The sequence below is a fragment of the Pseudoalteromonas sp. ECSMB14103 genome (assembly GCF_000813065.1).
GTDB classification, from domain to species: domain Bacteria; phylum Pseudomonadota; class Gammaproteobacteria; order Enterobacterales; family Alteromonadaceae; genus Pseudoalteromonas; species Pseudoalteromonas marina.
The window spans coordinates 643,779-663,256 of sequence record NZ_JWGY01000001.1 but is presented as its reverse complement, the minus strand read 5'-3'; the positions used below and the strand labels follow the sequence as shown (position 1 = coordinate 663,256).

Genomic DNA, 19,478 nt, shown 5'->3' with positions numbered 1-19,478 from the left:
TCATTAGCCTAAACGTTCAAATACTTTTTCTAATTTAGTTTTGAGTGTTCCAGCAGTAAATGGCTTAACGATATAACCATTAACACCTGCCTGTGCTGCCGCTATAATTTGTTCTTTTTTAGCTTCAGCCGTTACCATCAATACTGGAATGTGTTTAAGCTTATCATCCGCACGTATTGCTCTTAGTAGGTCTATACCCTGCATTCCTGGCATATTCCAATCGGTAACAACAAAATCAAATACTTGATTTTGTAGCATTGGCAAAGCGGTTGACCCATCGTCTGCTTCTTGAACATTAGTGAAACCTAAGTCACGCAACAGATTTTTAATAATACGTCTCATTGTTGAAAAATCGTCAACAACCAGAATTTTCATGTTTTTATCCAAAACATCCCCCAGTGAGGTCTTAACCTTGTTTACTTACTACTAATTTATCCAGTCATTGATTTTAGCTTTAAGCTTAATCATCGCCTGACCATGTATTTGACTTACACGCGATTCACTTACATCGAGTATATGCCCTATTTCTTTTAAATTCATTTCATCGTTATAGTACAAAGACAGCACCATTGCATCACGTTCTGGTAAAGATTTTATTGCACCTAATAAAGACTCGTTAAACCGCTCATTTTTAACATTATTAAACGGTTTGTCTAGCGCTAAATCTTGGCCCACTGGACTGATGGCATCTTCATCAACACCAAGGTCTTCAATACCGAGTACTTTACTTGCATTTACATCGTTTAAGATATGATGGTACTCATTTAACGAAATTTCAAGTTTTTCAGCAACTTCTATATCTGTCGGCTCACGGTTTAAGCTTTTTTCTAAAAAAGCAATTGTTTCGGCCACCAAACGGCTTTTACGATGCACTGAACGGGGTGCCCAATCGCCACGTCGCATCTCGTCAAGCATTGCCCCACGAATACGAATCCCCGCAAAAGTTTCAAAGCTAGCCCCTTTGGTTGCATCAAAACTTTTAGATGCTTCAATCAGACCTATCATTCCTGATTGTATTAAATCGTCCAGCTGCACGCTGGCTGGTAAACGCGCTATAAGATGACATGCCACTTTTTTGACAAGTGATGCATGTTTTTCAACAATCACATTTAAATTTTGTGCTGATTGATATCCCATAACTTTATTCACCAATGTTGTCATAATTAGCCGTTTACTAGTTTCTCTATGAAAAACTCCAGATGACCTGATGGTTGATTAGGTATTGGCCATTTAACTGCTTTTGTTGCTAAAGCTTGAAACGCAAGTGCCGCCGGCGAATTAGGAAAAAGCTCTACAATAACTTTTTGGCGACGCGTTGCTTTGCGCATATTTTCGTCGTAGGGAACCGTTGCGACCAGGTCCATTGATACATCTAAAAAACGATCGGTCACTTTGGAAAGTTTAGCAAATAACTCTTGCCCTTCACGCATACTACGGACCATATTTGCAACAATTTTAAATTTGTATACACCATGCTCGCGACTCAACACTTTAATGAGCGCGTAAGCATCTGTAATCGATGTGGGCTCGTCGCATACAACAACCATGACGTCTTGTGCCGCGCGAGAAAAACTCAGCACCATGTCTGAAATACCTGCGGCTGTGTCGACAATTAAAATATCAAATTCTGTATTTAATTCACTAAAAGCCCGTATAAGTCCCGCGTGCTCTGAAGGCGACAATTCAACCATACTTTGAGAGCCTGACGTTGCGGGTACAATCTTTATACCTGCGGGGCCTTCAACTAAAATTTCATCAAGTTCACATTCACCAGATAAAACATGTGATAAGTTACGTTCAACACGTAGTCCTAGCATAACGTCACAGTTTGCTAAGCCTAAATCGGCATCAAGAACCAACACTCTGTTACCTTGCTGGCCTAATGCAATTGCAGTATTCAGAGAAACATTTGTTTTTCCTACTCCACCTTTACCGCCAGTGACAGCGATAACTTTTACGCCGTTGTTATTGTTTTGACTCATTTTGCGCAGGCCACTTGCTTGATCTAATACTGTGTTAATCATACATCCCTACTGTGCTTGGCGCCACTGCTTGGTGCCTTGAATGTTGTGCTTTTGCTCTTTTTAAATAGAGTTGCTCAGCCTTTTTAACTAGTTTTTCAGCATTTGCAACTCGAATATCTTCTGGTACTCGTTGACCGTTAGTAAGATACCCTATTGGAAGGCGATTTTGAATCGCTATACTAATAATCTCACCTAAACTTAAAGATTCGTCTAATTTGGTGAATATACAACCACTTAACTGCACTTTTTTAAAGTGCCTAACGGTTTCTTGCAACACATGTATTTGCGATGTTGCGCTGAGCACTAAATAACTACGAATATCAACACGCTGATTACGCATTAGCGTATTAAGTTGCTCAGTTAAGCGCAAGTCGCGCTGGCTCATACCCGCAGTATCAATTAATACTAGTCGTTTATTTCGTAAATGATATAAAACTTCAGCTAATTCATTAGCATCTTTAACTTGCTTAACACCACAACCTATAATTCGGCCATAAGTGGCGAGTTGCTCATAAGCACCAATTCTGTATGTGTCTGTTGTGATTAAAGCGACTTTGTCTGCACCGTATTTTTGTGCGCCAAGTGCAGCTAATTTAGCAACGGTTGTTGTTTTGCCAACACCCGTTGGGCCGACTAAGGCGTATACACCGCCTTGACGTAAAATCTCGTTGTTGGTTGTCTGCATCTGATCTTCAACCATTGTTAAAAGTGCTTTCCAACCTTGCTGGCGAGATACATCGTCAGGTACAAAGCACGCCATTTGCTCAGCAACATCTTTATCTATTCCCATACCGACTAAACGATCAATCATGCATGCACGAGTAGGATCGCGTCTTGCCATGTCTTGTTGCATAAGCCCTGACACTTGATGTTCTAACAATTGACGAATGGCATTCATTTCGTCACGCATTGACGAAATTTGCTCACTTTCAGTATGCTTAGTTTCTTGGCGAGGTGTCACTGAACTGTCAAGATCATCAAAACCACTTTCTAAATCATCAAATCCAAGGCTGTCTGCTTGTGTTTGCGGACGCGCTGAAGCTTGACGTTCATTAGTGAACATAGGACGAGGACGCTGCTCTTGAACTGGCTCTTGGTAGTTGTCTATAGTATCAATACCTGATTGAGAAAACATAGAAGCCAATTCTGCAGAACGAGGGCGTGGGGCTTGACGCTCTAATAATGCCTGAAGACTATCGGCTACTTTCACTTGTGGCTCTGGTTTAGCGCGAAGAGGCTCTGGTTTTACAAAATTATGCACTGGCTGTGTTTTTGTTGAGCTTTGTGCTGGAGCGCTAAGTGCTTGCTCTTTTTTAGGGGCTGCTTTGTCATAATCTACTGCTGCTACAATTTCTACACCGTTAGCTAGTTTTTTATTTGACATAATAACCGCATCAACACCTAATTCGTCTTTAACTTCTTTAAGTACTGTGCGCATATCTTTAGCAAAAAAACGTTTTATTTTCATGATTCAACCCCTTTAAAATCTTATTGTTGGCCCACAGAGCTGACTATCTTGATCTGTCTTTCATCTGGTACCTCTTGATAAGACATCACCCTTAAACCCGGGATGGTGTACTTAACAAAACGAGATAACACAGTGCGTAACATTCCCGACGTTAGCAATATTGAAGGTTCACCGGACATTTCTTGATTTTGATGCGCTTCATTTAGTGACACTTGAAGTCGCTCTGCAAGTCCTGGTTCTATACCGGCACCTTCGTCGCCTGCATTTTGTAGTGACTGATGCAACATCTGTTCCAACTCAGGCGCCAAGGTTATGACAGGGATTTCTGAAGACATGCCTACAGCGTCTTGAACGATTAATCGACGTAATGAAATACGTACTGCAGCCGTTAGCACATCAGGGTCTTGACTACGTGGCCCATACTCAACAAGGGTTTGTACAATTGAGCGCATATCACGAATTGCAACGCCTTCATTAAGTAGATTTTGTAGTACTTTTACAATCACAGTTAACGGTAATACGTCAGGGACTAGACCTTCAACTAAGCGAGGGTGGCTTTTACCTAACATATCTAATAAGTTCTGTACTTCCTCGTGACCTAACAACAGTGCTGCGCTGTTAGTGAGTAACTGGCTAATATGCGTAGCCACAACTGTCGCTGAATCTACCACGGTATAGCCAAGCGATTGTGCTTCGTCTTTTTGATCTGGTTTTATCCATACCGCATCAAGCCCAAAAGCAGGGTCTTTAGTTTCAACCCCTTTAATTGGCCCAAATACTTGACCTGGATTTATTGCTAACTCATCACCATGCTTCAGTTCACCTTCACCGGTAGATACACCCATAAGCGTAATTCTGTATGCATTAGGGTCAAGCTCTAAGTTATCGCGAATATGTACGGGTGGAACTAAAAAACCCAGCTCTTGAGAGAGCTTTTTACGAACACCCTTAATACGATTTAGCAGCTCTCCGCCTTGAGATTGGTCAACCAAAGGAATTAATCTGTAACCCACTTCTAAGCCAATTACATCTACTTGCTGAACGTCATCCCAGCCAAGTTCTTTTTGCTCTTGCTTGTTGGCAACGCCCTTACCAGCAGTTCCATTTGCAGCAGCCTCGGCTTCTGCTGCAGCCACTTTTAATTTACTTTGTTGAGTGTAATAAGCTAAATAACCTAATAATGCACCTAGGCTTAAAAATGCTAAATGAGGCATGCCAGGCACTAAGCCCATGGTAATTAAGATGCCAGAGGCTATAAATAAAGATTTTTCGTTGCCAAGTTGTTTCTTAAACTGGTCGCCCATATTGAGAGACTCGTTTTGGCGTGTTACTACAATTGCGGTACCAATTGATAGTAGTAATGAGGGTAGCTGAGCCACTAAGCCATCACCAATCGTAAGGAGTGTGTAAACTTCCATAGCTTGGCCAAAGCTTAAGTCATGCTGGATCATGCCAACAAATAGACCACCAACAATGTTAATAATTAAAATGACGATACCCGCAATAGCATCACCTTTTACAAACTTACTTGCACCATCCATTGAACCATAAAAATCGGCCTCGCGGGTTACTTCTTCTCGGCGATCGCGCGCTTGCTCGGCACTAATAAACCCTGCGTTTAAATCAGCATCAATTGCCATTTGCTTACCAGGCATTGCATCAAGTGTAAAACGTGCAGATACCTCAGAAATACGCCCGGCACCTTTTGTGATTACTACAAAGTTAATAATAATCAAAATTAAAAACACCACTAAACCAACAGCATAATTACCGCCAATCACAACAGAGCCAAAGGCTTCTATTACCTTCCCCGCAGCATCTCCACCATTATGTCCCTCTAAAAGTACAACACGTGTACTGGCTACGTTGAGTGCTAAACGCATAATTGTGGCGATAAGCAACACGGCCGGAAACATACCAAACTCAACGGGTTTCATGGTGTAAACGGTGACGAGTAGAACCACCAACGCTAACGCAATATTGAATGAAAAAAGGATATCAAGTAAAAATGGCGGTAACGGTAAAATGACCATTCCCAAAGCTGCAAGCACAAGCAAAGGCGTACCTACGCCCTTTGCATATTCTTTTTTATCTGCATTAAGTTGTTGTAATACCGCTTTAAAACTCATAATTCTACAATTTCAAAAAATTGACACTACGTAGAATTAGCAATAACTATTCCAAGTTAATAAAGGGGTAATATTAATACCTGTAGGCATCAGGAATGGGGAGCTTTTTATTAAGCTTAGTCGGGCGTTTTCCGCGACCTTTATTGAAGCGTTTTAGCTGAAAAACATAAGCTAGCACCTGTGCAACGGCAGTAAACAGTTGATCAGGAATTTGTTCTCCCACTTCTGCGGTATGATAAAGCGCTCGAGTAAGCATTGGCGACTCAACAATGGGTACATCATTACCGTTTGCCACTTTTCGAATTTGCATAGCCAGTTCATCCACGCCTTTAGCAAGCACTATAGGTGCTCCTGCTCGCTCAGTGTCGTATTTAAGAGCAACAGAATAATGCGTTGGGTTGGTAACAACTACATCGGCATCGGGCACGTCTTGCATCATTCTTTTTTGAGACATTTGTCTCTGAGTTTGCCTAATACGCGCTTTTATTTGAGGGTCACCTTCAGAGTTTTTGTACTCATCTTTTACTTCTTGCAGTGTCATTTTTAACTGCTTATGGTGAGTATGACTTTGATACGGGGCATCGATTGCTGCAATAATTACCAATGTGCACGACAATGCTAAAAACATCCACGAGAGGATTTCGAGCGCATGGATAATATTATTAGGTGCAGACTCAATACTTAAATGTAATATTTCGTCAAAAAAAGTATTAATCAAAAAAAAGGCAAAACTTGCGACCACTAAAAACTTTAAAATAGCTTTAGTAAGCTCTACTGCAGCTTGTGGGCCAAACATGCGTTTAAAGCCTTTAAATGGAGACATTTTGCTTGCTTTAGGAGCGGCTGCTTGCCAACTAAAATTAAAGCCACCTAGTAAAGTATTACCTATAATGCCCGCAAATAAAATAATGAATACAAACATAGCCATAGGAAAAATAAGCGCGTCGGCAACACTGGACCAAACCGCAAACATTTTAGTGGTGTCGTAGGTTTCATTTCGATTAAGGCTGAGCATTCTGCCCATAATATTGTATAAACCCTTACCAATTTCAGGGCCGTACATTAACAATGAAATAGCTGAAAATATAAGAACAAACATAGTGCCTAATTCTTTAGAACGAGCAACCTGCCCTTTCTTTTTAGACTCTTCTATTTTTTTCCCTGTGGGTTCTTCTGTTTTTTCTTGACCTGAATCTTCAGCCATAACACACTCCTAAGGTGAACAACCAACTAAGGTACACATTAGTTCGATCATTTTAAGCCACTGGAATTCAAATTGCAGGATGAAGTTGCCCAGTGTTGCCCAAATAATGACAAGCCCTGCAACAAGGGTGAATGGAAAACCAATAGCAAAAATATTTAGCTGAGGCGCCGCACGGGTCATAATACCAAATGAAATATTAATAACTAGCATTGCCGTCAATGGTGCAAGTGAGAGCACTAAAGCTGTTGTAAACATCCAACCGCCCCACGTTACAATATCCCAGTAATGATCTACTGACCACCAATTACCATCAATTGGCAGTACTTCAAAACTATGTACAACCATCTGTATCATCATTAAATGGCCATTGAATACAAAAAATAATAGTGTTGCTAAAATAAGAAAAAACTGACCAACAGCCGGAACGCTGGCCCCATTTGAGGGGTCAATGACAGAGGCAAAACCTAAACCGGTTTGCATAGCAAGTATCTGACCTGCCAAAACGAAGGTATTGAGTAACAAGGTAGAAGCAAAGCCAATCGCTATTCCAATAAGCATTTGCTGTATGACCACTAAAATCATTTCAAACGAAAACAAGTTAGTAAATGTAGCTGGAGGAAGAACAGGCACAACCAACAGAGTCACGACCACTGATAAACCCAGCTTTATACGTGTTGGCACATTTTTAGCGCCTAACCCCGCCATTATCATAATCATGGAACTAATACGTACCAAAGGTAGTAAAAAGTCGCTCAACCATTGAATGACAACTGAAAACGGGTACTCCACTTGCTAACCTGCAATTTCGGGAATGAGCAACACCAACCGGGTAAAAAAGTCCATAAGTTCTTGTGTAAACCAGTGACCACCAACAATTAATGCACTTATAGTAATTAGCAAACGCGGTAAAAAACTCAACGTTTGTTCATTGATAGACGTAGCGGCTTGAAACACCGCCACCACTAGGCCAATAATTAAACCTGGAACAACAATAGCCGATACTAACTTAATAACTAAAAACAGTGCATCGCTAAGAATATCAACAAAAATTTCTGGTTCCATGCTGTAATCCTATCTTTCAGTTACATTCAAAAAATACATACTATGTGCCTAAACCAAAGCTTTTGGCGAGGGTTCCCATCACTAAGCTCCAGCCATCAACAAGTACAAACAGCATTATTTTAAAGGGTAAGGAAACAATCATAGGGGAGAGCATCATCATACCCATAGCCATGAGTACAGACGCAACAACTAAGTCGACGATTAAAAAAGGTATAAAAAACATGAATCCTATGATGAACGCAGTTTGCAGTTCGCTTGTTACAAATGCGGGTATAAGAACTATAAGCGGAGTTTCTTCAGGTGACTCTAGCTTGTCGTAGCCTGCTATTTTGGCAAATGTTTCTAAGTCTTTTAAACGAACCTGCGAGAGCATAAATGCTTTCATTGGCTCTTTTGCAAGCTCCAATGCTTGTACCGACGTAACTTGCTCATTTAAATAAGGCTCTATGGCTACGTCATTAACCTTTTGATAAATAGGCGCCATGATAAAAATACTTAAAAATAAAGACATGCCCAACAGTACTTGATTAGAGGGCGTTTGCTGCAAACCAATTGCTTGGCGTAAAATTGCGAGTACAACAATAATACGTGTAAAAGACGTCATCATGATTATGGCTGCCGGAATAAAACTCAGCGCCGTCATAATGGCTAAAACTTGCAATGTCACCGAGTAATCTTGTGTGCCATCTGCGTTTGTTGTGATAGTAAGCGCATCAATACCTTCGGCACTTACGCTTGGAACAAACACAATGGCAAAAATAATTAGCAGCCACTTAGTCATAGGTTCAGTTCTTTTTATTTTGTTTCGATTTGGGGTTTAACAGTTTACTAAATTGCTTAGCAAGTTCTGGGATTTCTTTTTCACTCAGTGGTGATTCTAATTTATGAAGGTAATTAATACTGTGCGGCGTGACGCCTAATAAATGCTGCGCATTATCAATTTCTACCACCATTAAGCGTTCGCGTGAGCCTAAGGGAAGACTTCGAACCACTTTAAATTCATCACTGTTTGCCAAATTAGGATTAAGTTTCTTTACAAAAATAGCCAGAACAACAATGAGCACTAGCACCACAACAAGCGAAAGCACCATAGAAATTAAATCGCCCGTAGGCGTAACTGACTCTGTTTTTGTAAATACAGACGCTGTTAGCGCAAAAAAGGCACTCATCGTAACTTTTTGATCCGCTCTACTTGGCTGATAACATCCGTTAGGCGAATACCAAACTTATCATTTACCACCACCACTTCACCGTGAGCAATTAAGGTACCATTAACCAATACATCTAATGGCTCACCAGCAACACGATCAAGCTCAACTACAGAGCCTTGGTTAAGTTGTAGCAAATTACGAATATTAATTTTTGAGCGTCCAACTTCCATCGATATGGTCACTGGGATATCTAAAATAGTATCGAGCTTGCGCTTTTCTTCGCCTGTTATTTCGCTTTTTTCATCACTTAATTCATCAAGTTCGGCAACTTGCGCTTCGCCAGCATCATCACCGCCTTCAGCCTCAGCAAGTGCGGCTGCCCATTCGTCCATTGTGTCTTGATCATCGCTCATACGTTTAACCTTTTAATCAATTACCAGTCTAAGTCTACACCGTCTGAAAGGTGTAAATCTTCTTCTAATTCTGCTAACTCTGCATCTGAGTCAATTTTCTTGCCGCCTTTGGTAAATACATGCAGCTCAGATTTAACTGAATCAGGACGTTTAATTTTTTCGCTAATTTGCAACGCAACATTATCACGAGAGCGGCCCATTTTAGCTCTAAACGTGGGTAGCTCTTCTACAAATACAGTTATATGCTCTGGCATTTCAACAGGAATAATATCACCTGCTTTAAGCTCCATTATTTGTTGAAGTGTTAAGTCAACTTCTAAAAGCTGAGTTGACATGTCAACCTCAACATCCATTATTTCATCTCGTAATGCCTTACTCCAACGCAAGTCGGTATCTTCAGTATCTGACTGAACACCCGCATCCAAAAGTTCCCTTATTGGTTCGAGCATTGAATATGGCAAGGCAATATGAAAATCACCGCCGCCACCATCGAGTTCAATATGAAAAGAGCTAATAACCACAACTTCAGTCGGGCTCACAATATTAGCCATTGCGGGGTTTACCTCTGAATCGAGGTACTCAAACGACACGTCCATTACCGGTGCCCATGCCTCTTTATAATCTTCAAAGATTATTTTTAGCAACATTTGCACAATTCGGCGTTCTGTCGGGGTAAATTCACGGCCTTCAATTTTTGCGTGGTAACGGCCATCACCGCCAAAAAAGTTATCCACCAAAATGAATACTAACCGTGCTTCCATGGTGATCAGGCCGGTACCCTTTAAAGGTCTGAAACGCACCATATTTAAGCTTGTTGGTACAAATAAAGTGTGAACATACTCACCAAACTTTATCATTTGAACGCCATTAATAGACACTTCCGCTGTGCGGCGCATCATATTAAATAGGCTAATTCGCATATGGCGAGCAAAACGCTCATTAACAATTTCCAGCGTCGGCATGCGACCACGTACGATTCGATCTTGCGAAGAAAAATCGTACTGAAGCGTACTTCCCCCGCCATCTTCACCATCGTTTATATCTTCCTCTTCAACGTCATCAACACCATGTAATAGAGCATCAATTTCGTCTTGGGATAATAAGTCGCTCACGCTAACCCCTTATTGCATTACAAAGCCGGTAAATAATACCCGCTCAATTACTTTGCTGCCTTCAACGTCATTTAAGGCAGTTTGCACTGTCTCTAGCGCAGTAAAACGCAGTGTTTCTTTACCTGCACTGGTACTAAGCTCGTCAGCTGTAGTGGTTGAAAATACACTGAGTAACTTACCTTCAATCAGCGGAATATGCTTTTTAGCTGTTTCTTCATTTACCTCACCACGTACCAAAAGTTGTACTTTAATTTGTACAATTCTATCTCGGCTCGAGCCCGGAACGTTAAAAACAAAAGGTCTTGGCATCGCAACATAAAGTGCACTGCCTATTTCTGCAGATGACCCAGAAGCTTCTGGCGCTTCTTCTGAAAGGGTCGTTTCTTCATCTAATGTTTCAACAGGCTCATCCGAGCCCGACATTAAAAAGAACCCCGCAGCACCACCTACAACGAGCAGTACTGCTGCAATAATAATTATCAGCTTTTTTTTACTTTTCGGCGCTTCTTCTATTTCTAAACTTGTTTCTTCAGCCATCATGATTCCTTATATCGCAAAGGTATTTGTTTGTTTTAGTTATTATAATAGCAGTAGTTAGGCATAGTAATCTATTGATGATGATGTTTGTTGCTCAGAAGTTTGTTCTGGGCTATTTGATGGCTCATCACTTTCACTATTTGCTACTCCATTTTTGGCTAATTGCTCACCCGCCCCCGATTCATTTTGCTCAGCATTTTCACCACCTGATTGGCCATATGAAATAGTGCTTTCACCAAGTTCCAATCCCTGTTGCGCTAACATTTCGCGTAAGCGAGGCATAGATTGTTCGAGTGCTTCTTTGGCCTGCTGGTTTTGTACCACAAAGTTAATTTGTGCTTGTTCTGCATCGCTACGAACTCGTATTTGCATGCTACCCATCTCAGGTGGATCCAGACGAATTTCAGCCTCTTTGTTATTAATGCTTAGCATTGAACTAACGCGCTCTTGTAGTAACTTGGCCGCGTCACTTTTAACTATATTAATCGCCTGCATCACACCAGGATCAATACTTACCTGCTTTGTCTGTGCTGTACTTTGTAACTGCTGATTTTGAATAGTTTGTTGATCCAACAAGCCCATTTCATAATCAACCGAATCATAATAGCTTTGGGCACTGGTTTGGGTTGTATTTAAAGCATTAGTTATATGGTTAAACACCTGCATAACTTTAGCGGGTGACTGCTCAGCCGTGGTATTTTTTAGCCCCTCTTTTTGCAATTGCTCAAGCGCTTTTGTAAGCTCTTCATCACTAGTAGGCTGTGCTGCTAATTTAGTTGGATCAGCGCTATTTTCAGAGCCTGATTTCACACTCACTTTTTGTAGTCTGTTTACCGTATTTGGTGTTTGTGAAGCTACAAAAGTAACTGGTTTTGTTATCTCTTCACCTTTTACCGGTAAGGTAACCACTTTGTCTATTTGAGATTCATTTGTTTGCGGCAATTTTTGTGAGTCATTTACAGCTTTTTGCGATATCGTAAATTTAGTGTCTGATGATTGATTCGCATCTTTCGCAACCAACACTTTTAGCTCACCAATCGCTTGCTTAATAGCCGCTAACTGTTCACCTTTTGGTTGCTCGGCTTTAATAAAGGCATTTAATTGAGTCAGTAGTGCCTGCTTTTCTGTCCCTGAAAGCGTATTAAACTGCTCACTGGGTGACGACTTAACGTCAGTGCTTTGTGTCTGTTTATTATCCGTTATAAATTGGGTAAGAATTTGCTTTAAAACCGTCAATTTTTCAGCTTTGCTTGATGCGTCAAGCATCACTGGTTTAATTTCAGTCTGTAATTTTGTTAGCTGTTCAGGCGTTAGGCTTGCTAATACTTTATCTGTTTTAAATGCATTTACATCTTTAGCAATGAGTGCATTTATCGCGTCTGCTTTTTCAGTTTCAGTTATGTTTGAGTTGGGTAACATTAATGCATTTTCATCTTTAGCAATGAGTGTATTTATCGCGTCTGCTTTTTCAGTTTCAGTTATGTTTGAGTTAGGTGAAGTTGCTGTGAGCGTATTTTCTGCTAGTTCCGCAACTGTATTTTTAGCTATGGTATTTTGAGCTATGGTATTGACGTTAACTTTACCACTATTCTCTACTGTGCTTTGAGTAGTAACTATTTTATCAACATCCGTTTTTAAAATAGTCTGATCAGAATTGACACTCACGTCAGAGAGTACTGAACTTTGTGTAGCTGTTATTTTATCCGTAAAAATGCCTTTTTTAGTATCTGCTCCATTATCTTTTGTATCAAAGCCCTGAGTTATACTTTGCGCCTCTGCAGGGTGTTTAACTTTATCCGATTTTATATTTAGTTCTGCTTCAACAGCCTGAGCAAGAGACGTTTTATTTTGTCTTTGTGAATTTGACGAGTCATTAATATCTACATTATCGACTAAACTTGCCACACCGCTTGCGTTGTTATCAGTAAGTGTTGCATGTGGTCTTATTATTTTACCTACTTCATCTTTAACAGGTAAATCTTTTGCTGGCACAGCAACATAGCCTTTAACCGGCAGTTTCTCTTTTAAATCAGCAATAACAAGCGGTGTTTTATTTGTTGATGTATCTGCAAGGTTTATATCTTTTACTTTTTCACTTGGCTTTGTAACCTCAGTGTTCATTAGTTGAGATGAATTGATCTGCTCCAGAATATCGCTTCCAGACAAATTTATTTGGGCAATGTCTTCATCATCTGAATCACTGTTTAATTTTTCATTAGTAACTGATGAGGAATCTGCTGAGGCGGCAGATAAAGTATCTGTTTCAGGCTTATTAATCTCTTTTTTTATTGGCTCAAATGTAGTGTGAGCATCTTGCAACTGAGTAAAAAATTCAGTACCTGATTCATCGGCAGAATCAGCTAAGCTACTGTCTTTAAATGCTAAAAAAGACTCTTTATCAGCCGAAATTGAAACAGAAATATCATTCATCGCCATAAGTCACCTAATACGGTTACGGCAACATGTCACCGCACATTGCCCAAAATTAAATACCACCCATTAATAAAGCAATAAACGTGCCTAACTTAAGAAAGTTTGCGACGCTGAAAAAATTGATTAGATGTGAACTCATCCAGCATTTTTTGCTCGTTTTTAGCAACCACAGCTGCTGCTTTTATTTTTTGATTTTCAATCAATTTAGCCACCGCTTTAGCCTTTATTTGCTGTTTTAACCACAACGTTTTTCGCTGTGAAACAACTTGCTTTGCCGTATTTACAGTACTTGCTTGTTGCCGAATAGCCTCTTCAATTTTTGCTATAAACGCATGATACTGCCCAAAACCAGCGCTTGATAAACCTGATTGACCTTTTAAATGTAACTGTTGAGAGTATTCAAGCCTAAAGTCATTTAAACCCTGAAGTTTTTGCTGGTTTGCTTGCAGGTTTTGATTAGCTTGCAAATAACTCATACGTAAACTTTCTTCTTTGTCGCTTTCAAGTTTTAACAGCAAGTCAAATTTGTTTTTAGCCATTACCCTTGACCTAATAATTGGGCAAGCCCTTGCAGCCCATCGTCATAACTTATTACATCACGCATACCTTGCTGTAAAAACCCGTTTACTCTTGGCATCATGTTTATAGCTTGGTCGAGCATGGGGTCAGTGCCCTTTTGATAGGCGCCTAATGTGATCATGTCTTTATTTTGTTGGTACATTGAATACACTTGTTTAAGCACTCGGGCTTGTTGCATATGAGGCTCTGAAACCACTTGGGGCATAACACGTGATATGGATTTTTCGATATCTATTGCTGGGTAATGGCCGCTGTCGGCTAACTCACGAGAAAGTACAATATGGCCGTCTAGTATGGCGCGTGCAGCGTCTGCTATTGGGTCTTGCATATCATCGCCTTCACTTAACACGGTGAAAAAGGCTGTTATAGCACCTTGCCCTTCCCCCCCATTACCAGCTCGTTCAACTAAGGCTGGTAGCTTTGCAAAAACCGATGGTGGGTATCCTTTTGTTGCCGGAGGTTCTCCAACTGCTAAAGCAATTTCACGCTGAGCCATTGCGTAGCGTGTTACTGAATCGAGTAGCAGTAAAACATTTAAACCTTGGTCTCTAAAATATTCAGCAATGGTCACTGCACTTTCGCAACCTTTTAAACGCATTAATGGCGATGAATCGGCGGGTGCTGCAACAACAACAGAACGTTTACGCCCTTCTTCTCCAAGAATTTCTTCAATAAACTCTTTGACCTCACGACCACGCTCACCAACCAAACCAACTACAATGACATCGGCTTCGCTGCCTCTTGTCATCATTCCTAGCAGTACAGACTTACCTACACCAGAGCCTGCAAATAAGCCCATACGCTGACCTTGCCCTACGGTGATCACTGAATTAATAGCCCGCACCCCCACGTCCATTGGCTGGCTGATCGGACGTCTGGCTAAAGGGTTAATTGTATTTTGGGCAAACTTTAAAAAATGTTCTGCGTTTATTTTACCAAGTCCGTCGAGTGGACGGCCTAAGCCGTCAACTACACGCCCTAGTAGGCTCATTCCTACAGGTAACCCCAAATTATTTACTTGAGGTATTACTCGAGCACCTGGCAGTACGCCGGAAATATGATCATTAGGCATTAAGTATAAGGTTTGGTCGTTAAAACCAACAATTTCTGCGTCAACAAAACCATTCATGGTTTCAATTTTACATTGACTACCAACAGGCGCCCGCAGACCTTTTGCCTCTAAGGTAAGGCCAACAACACGCGTTAAAATACCCGCCACTGCAGGTGTATAGGGCTTAATGTTTTGTTGATATTGCGACAAGCGTTCGCTCAAAGAAGCAATTTGCACAGACATAGTACGCCTAAAAAATATTTAGATATTACTATTATGCAAAAAGCTATCCAACGTTTCTTTGACGCGTGTTTTTAACGTCATATCGAGCGAGGATTGCGCGGTTTTCACCTCACATCCACCTCTTTCAAGCGTGGGTTCGGGAACTAATTGCCAGTTATTGTCTGCTATAGTTTGCTCGCCATAGCTATCTTTTATAATGTCTAGATCGGTTGGGTTTAGATGCACTTTTACTTTTTCTTGTTGCGCATTTAACGAATCAATACTGTGTTTTAATGTATGTAAAATAACATCTGGCGATGTTTGTACTTCTTGGTATATAACTGCTTCAGCCAACATGCTAGCTAATTGAATAAGTTGCAACTCGGCTTGTTCATCCACTTTTTTTAGCGGTGAATTAAGTGCTTCTAAAATACCTTTAAGGCTAATTAGTTGCTCTTCAATAATCGGTTTTATATCTTCTTGGCCTTGAGTTTTACCGAGCTCTAGCCCCTCTTTATAACCAGCTTCTTTTCCCTCACTAACGCCTTTTTCAAAGCCGTCAATGTAGCCTTGTTCATGGCCTTGTTTAAGGCCTTCTTCATAAGCATCTTGTCTAATGCGTTCAAGCTCAACCATAGTAAGCTTTGGCAGCTCGGGCTCTTCGGGTTCATCAGCGGGCATTTCTTCGGCAAGCTCTTTTTTATAAAGCTCGCCCAATGGGGTGCCATACGCTGTTGAGCGGTTACCAAAGCTTTTTTCGTTAGGTGCTACATCGGGAATCGCCCAATGTTTTAATAATTCATCAGCTTCTTCAGCTCGAAGTGGACGCCCTTTGAGTTTGCTCATGGCTTACAAGAACTCCTCACCACCACCACCGCCTAACTGAATTTCACCCGAATCAGATAAACGACGTGCCGTTGATAGAATTTCTTTTTGGGCAGCTTCAACTTCGCTAATACGTACAGGCGCCATTGCTTCTAAATCATCAGCCAGCATATCGGCAGCACGCTTAGACATATTACCCAGTATTTTGTCTTTCAGACCGTCGTCTGCACCTTTGATTGCTTTCATTAATACATCTTGTTGTACTTCTCGTAGAATGGCTTGAATACCCCGGTCATCCACATCCATTAAGTTTTCAAATACAAACATAAGATCCTGAATTTGCTGAGACATCTCTTCGTCATGTTCACGAATAGAATCCATTAGCTGCCCTTCTACGTTTGTATCTAGGTAGTTCATAATGTCTGCCGCGGCTTTTAAGCCACCCATTTTCGCAGCTTGTGCTCCTGCTTGTCCGGCAAATTGTTTTTCCATAATTTCGTTAAGTTCTTGCAGTGCAGCTGGTTGCACTTCTTCAAGGTTAGCGATTCGCATGGTTAAATCAAGACGTACTTTCTCTGGGAACTGCGCAATAATTTCTGCGGACTGCTCAGGCTCTAAGTAAGACAATACAATCGTTTGTATTTGGGGGTGTTCATTACGAATAATATTCGCCACCTGCTTAGAGTCCATCCATTTGAGAGAATCAAGGCCTTTAGCCCCAGACCCCATAACAATTTGGTCAATAAGGCTGGCCGCTTTATCTTCACCCAATGCAGCAGTAAGCGCCTTTTTAATAAAGTCTTCCGACTGAAACCCTATAGTACTAAAACTTTGAATTTGCTCAATAAATAAGTTGTGAACCGCACTTATTTTAGCCTGTGACAGGTCGTCTAACGCAGCCATTGCCATTCCGACTTTTTGAACTTGTTTAGGCTCCAAGTGCTTAAGTATTTGGGCTGCATCTTCCTCTGATAAGCTCAGTAATAAAATAGCGGCTTTATCTACACCGTCTAGCTTATCAACATCAAACGCTGCTGGAAGTTGTTTTTGTTCTTGATCTTGATCAGTCATCTTCTGTTAACCACGCTTTCACTACTTGTGATGATAGTTCTGGTTCATTGGCTACAAGAGCACGAATTGCTTTGAGTAAGTCTTCGTCGCCATGTAAATCTGGTAACTGCAGTGTACCATCGCTTGAGAAACCAATTGAAGCAGAATCAAAGTCTTTGTTTAGCATATCCAACGTGCTATCGCCAATGTCTACGCCTGCACTTAACGCATCTTCGTCATATTCTTCAAGTGTATCGTCTGGGTAAATTAAGCGTTTAAGCATCGGTTTAACTACCGCCATTATGAGTACAATAATAACTAATGCACCCAGTACCAAGCGGATTATTTTCATAAACCAATCCTGCTCCCAAAGCGGCACGCTAATATCAAAATCAGTTGCTTCGCGAACAAACGGAACCGTTACCACTTCAAGTGCATCACCACGCTGCATGTCAAAACCAACGCCACCTTGTAACAAACGACGAATATTTGACAGTTCTTCCACTGAGCGCGGTGTCATTGTGGTTTCACCGTTTTCACCTACTTTTGGAATGTAGTCAACGGCCACCGACACGCTTATTCTGCGTATCACACCTGTTTGCTGGCGCTTATGTGAGATAGTTGTATCTAACTCATAGTTACGCGTCGCTTCTTTATGCGTTCTTGATGGTGAAGTTGCACTACCTGCGCCACCTTGTCCTGCTACTTCAGGGATATTAGAGTTTACTGGAGGCTGATTCGTCAGTGCACCAGGTATACCTACCGCTAAACCACCTATATTATTTTCTTCGAATGTTGTTTCGCTTCTTACTGCTGGTAAATCTGGGTTGTAGCGTTTTTGCGTCTCCTCAACAGCACTAAAGTCCATACTTAAATCAACTTGTGCAGTGTAGTTTGCAAGCCCTACAACAGGTATTAAAATACTGTCTATTTTTTCAAGATATTCTTGTTCACGCTTACGCTCTATGTCGTACTCTTTGCGTGAACGTGCAGCAAGCGATGTTTGCGAGCCTGAATTTAGTAAGCGACCATTTTGATCCGTTACTGTTACACGAGCCGGCTCTAAACCTTGTACAGCCGATGCAACCATATCAACCACTGAGTCGACCTCTTCGCTATCTAGCGAACGCCCACGCTTAAGAGTAAGTACAACAGTTGCTGAAGGCTTTTTCTCTCTGCGCGCAAATACATTTTCTTTTGGAATGGCAAGCAATACACGTGCACGCGTAATATTATTGAGCTCTTCAATTGTGCGCGCTAACTGTTGTTCTCGGCCATGCTTTAAGCGTTCACGTTCTAAACGCTGACTTACACCAAACCCCATGTCTTGCATGATAATATCTGAACCCGATGTAGGGCCTTGCTCTAGCCCTTCACGAGTCATTAAAAGTTTAATATTTTGGTACTCAGTTTCAGGGACGAGCACTACATTTCCATCTACTTGGTATTCAATTTTTTGTGCATCTAAAAAGTCGAGCGTTTCAATAAGCTCTTCTGTCTGCATTTTACCAAGTGGGCGCATATCTGGCTGACGTGCCCAAATAATAATAAATATAGCAATCGCTAAACAAATGCCTAAAGCAATAACTAAAGTTACTTGGCGCAATAAATCAACGCCATTTAGCGAACTTAAGTAGCCTGATTTCTGTTCTTGTTGATCGTCGCTGTCGCTTTGGTCCATTTCACCAGTAGCAAGAGCCAGATCGGTTGATTGATTAGATTGCGCCACAATAATTCTCCACTACCTAGTTAAACAGGCATGTTCATGATTTCTTTGTAAGCTTCGACAAGTTTGTTACGAACCTGCACTGTCGCTTCAAATGCAACTGACGACTTTTGAGAAGCAATCATCGCTTCGGCCAAAGACACACTTCTGTCGCCCGTTTCTACTGCCACTACTTTTTGTTTAGCGTCTTGCTGCAAACCGTGCACAGTATTAATTGCATCCGATAGCATATCGCCAAATTGAGCGGTTGATGAGGCTTGTGTTTTTACTGGCAATCTTTCGATTTGATTATTACGGCCAGCTTCTAAAGCCATAGATTGCATTTCTTGAAATACAGCGCTGTTTTGAATTTTCATAATTTGTCTCTGACAATGCAGTTAACTCTTAACATGAATAAAGCACAAAGCATGCCAAAAAATTAAATTAACAATTTCAATGAGTTGTGAGAAATTTTACAAGTCAGAGTTTTGACAGCCCTAAATTCAAAGGGGA

Annotated in this window: 20 protein-coding genes; all 20 read right to left on the bottom strand. The window is 41.0% G+C overall.

Annotation, left to right across the window (positions count from 1 at the left end):
* Positions 1-3 precede the first annotated feature (3 nt).
* Positions 4-387 (bottom strand): chemotaxis response regulator CheY, encoded by a 384-nt coding sequence (gene cheY, locus RF53_RS03020; RefSeq protein WP_008132609.1) that lies wholly within the window; start codon positions 385-387, stop codon positions 4-6.
* 39 nt (positions 388-426) lie between these two features.
* Positions 427-1,137, bottom strand: a complete 711-nt coding sequence (locus RF53_RS03015; protein WP_008132612.1) for an RNA polymerase sigma factor FliA — start codon at positions 1,135-1,137, stop codon at positions 427-429.
* Positions 1,138-1,163: 26 nt separating this feature from the next.
* Positions 1,164-2,024: a MinD/ParA family ATP-binding protein gene (locus tag RF53_RS03010; RefSeq protein WP_006792753.1), complete on the bottom strand. Its 861-nt coding sequence runs from the start codon at positions 2,022-2,024 to the stop codon at positions 1,164-1,166.
* Positions 2,017-3,492, bottom strand: coding sequence for a flagellar biosynthesis protein FlhF (flhF, locus tag RF53_RS03005; RefSeq protein WP_039036592.1), 1,476 nt, complete (start codon positions 3,490-3,492; stop codon positions 2,017-2,019). Before flhF ends, RF53_RS03010 begins: the two co-directional genes overlap by 8 nt.
* Positions 3,493-3,512: 20 nt before the next feature.
* Positions 3,513-5,621 (bottom strand): flagellar biosynthesis protein FlhA, encoded by a 2,109-nt coding sequence (flhA, locus tag RF53_RS03000; protein WP_039036591.1) that lies wholly within the window; start codon positions 5,619-5,621, stop codon positions 3,513-3,515.
* A gap of 73 nt (positions 5,622-5,694) precedes the next feature.
* The gene (flhB, locus tag RF53_RS02995; RefSeq protein WP_010555918.1) at positions 5,695-6,825 is read right to left on the bottom strand and encodes a flagellar biosynthesis protein FlhB; all 1,131 of its coding nucleotides are present in this window, start codon (positions 6,823-6,825) and stop codon (positions 5,695-5,697) included.
* A gap of 9 nt (positions 6,826-6,834) precedes the next feature.
* Positions 6,835-7,614 (bottom strand): flagellar biosynthetic protein FliR, encoded by a 780-nt coding sequence (gene fliR / locus RF53_RS02990; protein ID WP_006792749.1) that lies wholly within the window; start codon positions 7,612-7,614, stop codon positions 6,835-6,837.
* A 3-nt stretch (positions 7,615-7,617) separates the two neighbouring features.
* Positions 7,618-7,887, bottom strand: a complete 270-nt coding sequence (locus RF53_RS02985; RefSeq protein ID WP_006792748.1) for a flagellar biosynthetic protein FliQ — start codon at positions 7,885-7,887, stop codon at positions 7,618-7,620.
* A 40-nt stretch (positions 7,888-7,927) separates the two neighbouring features.
* The gene (gene fliP / locus RF53_RS02980; protein ID WP_006792747.1) at positions 7,928-8,668 is read right to left on the bottom strand and encodes a flagellar type III secretion system pore protein FliP; all 741 of its coding nucleotides are present in this window, start codon (positions 8,666-8,668) and stop codon (positions 7,928-7,930) included.
* 4 nt (positions 8,669-8,672) lie between these two features.
* Positions 8,673-9,056 (bottom strand): flagellar biosynthetic protein FliO, encoded by a 384-nt coding sequence (gene fliO, locus RF53_RS02975; protein ID WP_039036590.1) that lies wholly within the window; start codon positions 9,054-9,056, stop codon positions 8,673-8,675.
* Positions 9,053-9,451 carry a flagellar motor switch protein FliN gene (gene fliN, locus RF53_RS02970; protein WP_006792745.1) on the bottom strand — a complete coding sequence of 133 codons (399 nt, stop codon included), beginning with the start codon at positions 9,449-9,451 and terminating at the stop codon, positions 9,053-9,055. Before fliN ends, fliO begins: the two co-directional genes overlap by 4 nt.
* A gap of 20 nt (positions 9,452-9,471) precedes the next feature.
* Positions 9,472-10,563 carry a flagellar motor switch protein FliM gene (gene fliM, locus RF53_RS02965; RefSeq protein WP_010555915.1) on the bottom strand — a complete coding sequence of 364 codons (1,092 nt, stop codon included), beginning with the start codon at positions 10,561-10,563 and terminating at the stop codon, positions 9,472-9,474.
* Between the two features lie 9 nt (positions 10,564-10,572).
* A complete protein-coding gene (gene fliL, locus RF53_RS02960) occupies positions 10,573-11,100 on the bottom strand; it encodes a flagellar basal body-associated protein FliL (protein WP_008132626.1) in 528 nt (175 codons plus the stop codon).
* A gap of 57 nt (positions 11,101-11,157) precedes the next feature.
* The gene (locus tag RF53_RS02955; protein WP_039036800.1) at positions 11,158-13,530 is read right to left on the bottom strand and encodes a flagellar hook-length control protein FliK; all 2,373 of its coding nucleotides are present in this window, start codon (positions 13,528-13,530) and stop codon (positions 11,158-11,160) included.
* A 95-nt stretch (positions 13,531-13,625) separates the two neighbouring features.
* The gene (fliJ, locus tag RF53_RS02950; protein WP_006792740.1) at positions 13,626-14,072 is read right to left on the bottom strand and encodes a flagellar export protein FliJ; all 447 of its coding nucleotides are present in this window, start codon (positions 14,070-14,072) and stop codon (positions 13,626-13,628) included.
* On the bottom strand, positions 14,072-15,406 hold the full coding sequence (gene fliI, locus RF53_RS02945; RefSeq protein ID WP_039036589.1) for a flagellar protein export ATPase FliI: 1,335 nt from the start codon (positions 15,404-15,406) through the stop codon (positions 14,072-14,074). The genes fliJ and fliI overlap by 1 nt, the downstream gene beginning before the upstream one ends.
* Positions 15,407-15,424: 18 nt before the next feature.
* Positions 15,425-16,231 carry a flagellar assembly protein FliH gene (gene fliH / locus RF53_RS02940; protein WP_039036588.1) on the bottom strand — a complete coding sequence of 269 codons (807 nt, stop codon included), beginning with the start codon at positions 16,229-16,231 and terminating at the stop codon, positions 15,425-15,427.
* Between the two features lie 3 nt (positions 16,232-16,234).
* Entirely contained in the window at positions 16,235-17,281 is a 1,047-nt protein-coding gene (fliG, locus tag RF53_RS02935; protein WP_006792737.1) for a flagellar motor switch protein FliG, read from the bottom strand.
* Positions 17,274-18,989 (bottom strand): flagellar basal-body MS-ring/collar protein FliF, encoded by a 1,716-nt coding sequence (fliF, locus tag RF53_RS02930; RefSeq protein ID WP_008132632.1) that lies wholly within the window; start codon positions 18,987-18,989, stop codon positions 17,274-17,276. The genes fliG and fliF overlap by 8 nt, the downstream gene beginning before the upstream one ends.
* A 20-nt stretch (positions 18,990-19,009) precedes the next feature.
* Positions 19,010-19,342: a flagellar hook-basal body complex protein FliE gene (gene fliE / locus RF53_RS02925; RefSeq protein ID WP_008132633.1), complete on the bottom strand. Its 333-nt coding sequence runs from the start codon at positions 19,340-19,342 to the stop codon at positions 19,010-19,012.
* Between the last annotated feature and the right edge of the window lie 136 nt (positions 19,343-19,478).

Excerpts from the sequence above, each read along its gene's own strand:
- fliJ (WP_006792740.1), bottom strand. The coding sequence starts at position 14,072 with ATGGCTAAAAACAAATTTGACTTGCTGTTAAAACTTGAAAGCGACAAA.
- flhA (WP_039036591.1), bottom strand. The coding sequence starts at position 5,621 with ATGAGTTTTAAAGCGGTATTACAACAACTTAATGCAGATAAAAAAGAA.
- RF53_RS03015 (WP_008132612.1), bottom strand. The coding sequence starts at position 1,137 with ATGGGATATCAATCAGCACAAAATTTAAATGTGATTGTTGAAAAACAT.
- fliG (WP_006792737.1), bottom strand. The coding sequence starts at position 17,281 with ATGACTGATCAAGATCAAGAACAAAAACAACTTCCAGCAGCGTTTGAT.
- flhB (WP_010555918.1), bottom strand. The coding sequence starts at position 6,825 with ATGGCTGAAGATTCAGGTCAAGAAAAAACAGAAGAACCCACAGGGAAA.
- fliP (WP_006792747.1), bottom strand. The coding sequence starts at position 8,668 with ATGACTAAGTGGCTGCTAATTATTTTTGCCATTGTGTTTGTTCCAAGC.
- RF53_RS03010 (WP_006792753.1), bottom strand. The coding sequence starts at position 2,024 with ATGATTAACACAGTATTAGATCAAGCAAGTGGCCTGCGCAAAATGAGT.
- fliI (WP_039036589.1), bottom strand. The coding sequence starts at position 15,406 with ATGTCTGTGCAAATTGCTTCTTTGAGCGAACGCTTGTCGCAATATCAA.
- flhF (WP_039036592.1), bottom strand. The coding sequence starts at position 3,492 with ATGAAAATAAAACGTTTTTTTGCTAAAGATATGCGCACAGTACTTAAA.
- RF53_RS02985 (WP_006792748.1), bottom strand. The coding sequence starts at position 7,887 with ATGGAACCAGAAATTTTTGTTGATATTCTTAGCGATGCACTGTTTTTA.
- fliH (WP_039036588.1), bottom strand. The coding sequence starts at position 16,231 with ATGAGCAAACTCAAAGGGCGTCCACTTCGAGCTGAAGAAGCTGATGAA.
- fliE (WP_008132633.1), bottom strand. The coding sequence starts at position 19,342 with ATGAAAATTCAAAACAGCGCTGTATTTCAAGAAATGCAATCTATGGCT.
- fliL (WP_008132626.1), bottom strand. The coding sequence starts at position 11,100 with ATGGCTGAAGAAACAAGTTTAGAAATAGAAGAAGCGCCGAAAAGTAAA.
- RF53_RS02955 (WP_039036800.1), bottom strand. The coding sequence starts at position 13,530 with ATGAATGATATTTCTGTTTCAATTTCGGCTGATAAAGAGTCTTTTTTA.
- fliN (WP_006792745.1), bottom strand. The coding sequence starts at position 9,451 with ATGAGCGATGATCAAGACACAATGGACGAATGGGCAGCCGCACTTGCT.
- fliO (WP_039036590.1), bottom strand. The coding sequence starts at position 9,056 with ATGAGTGCCTTTTTTGCGCTAACAGCGTCTGTATTTACAAAAACAGAG.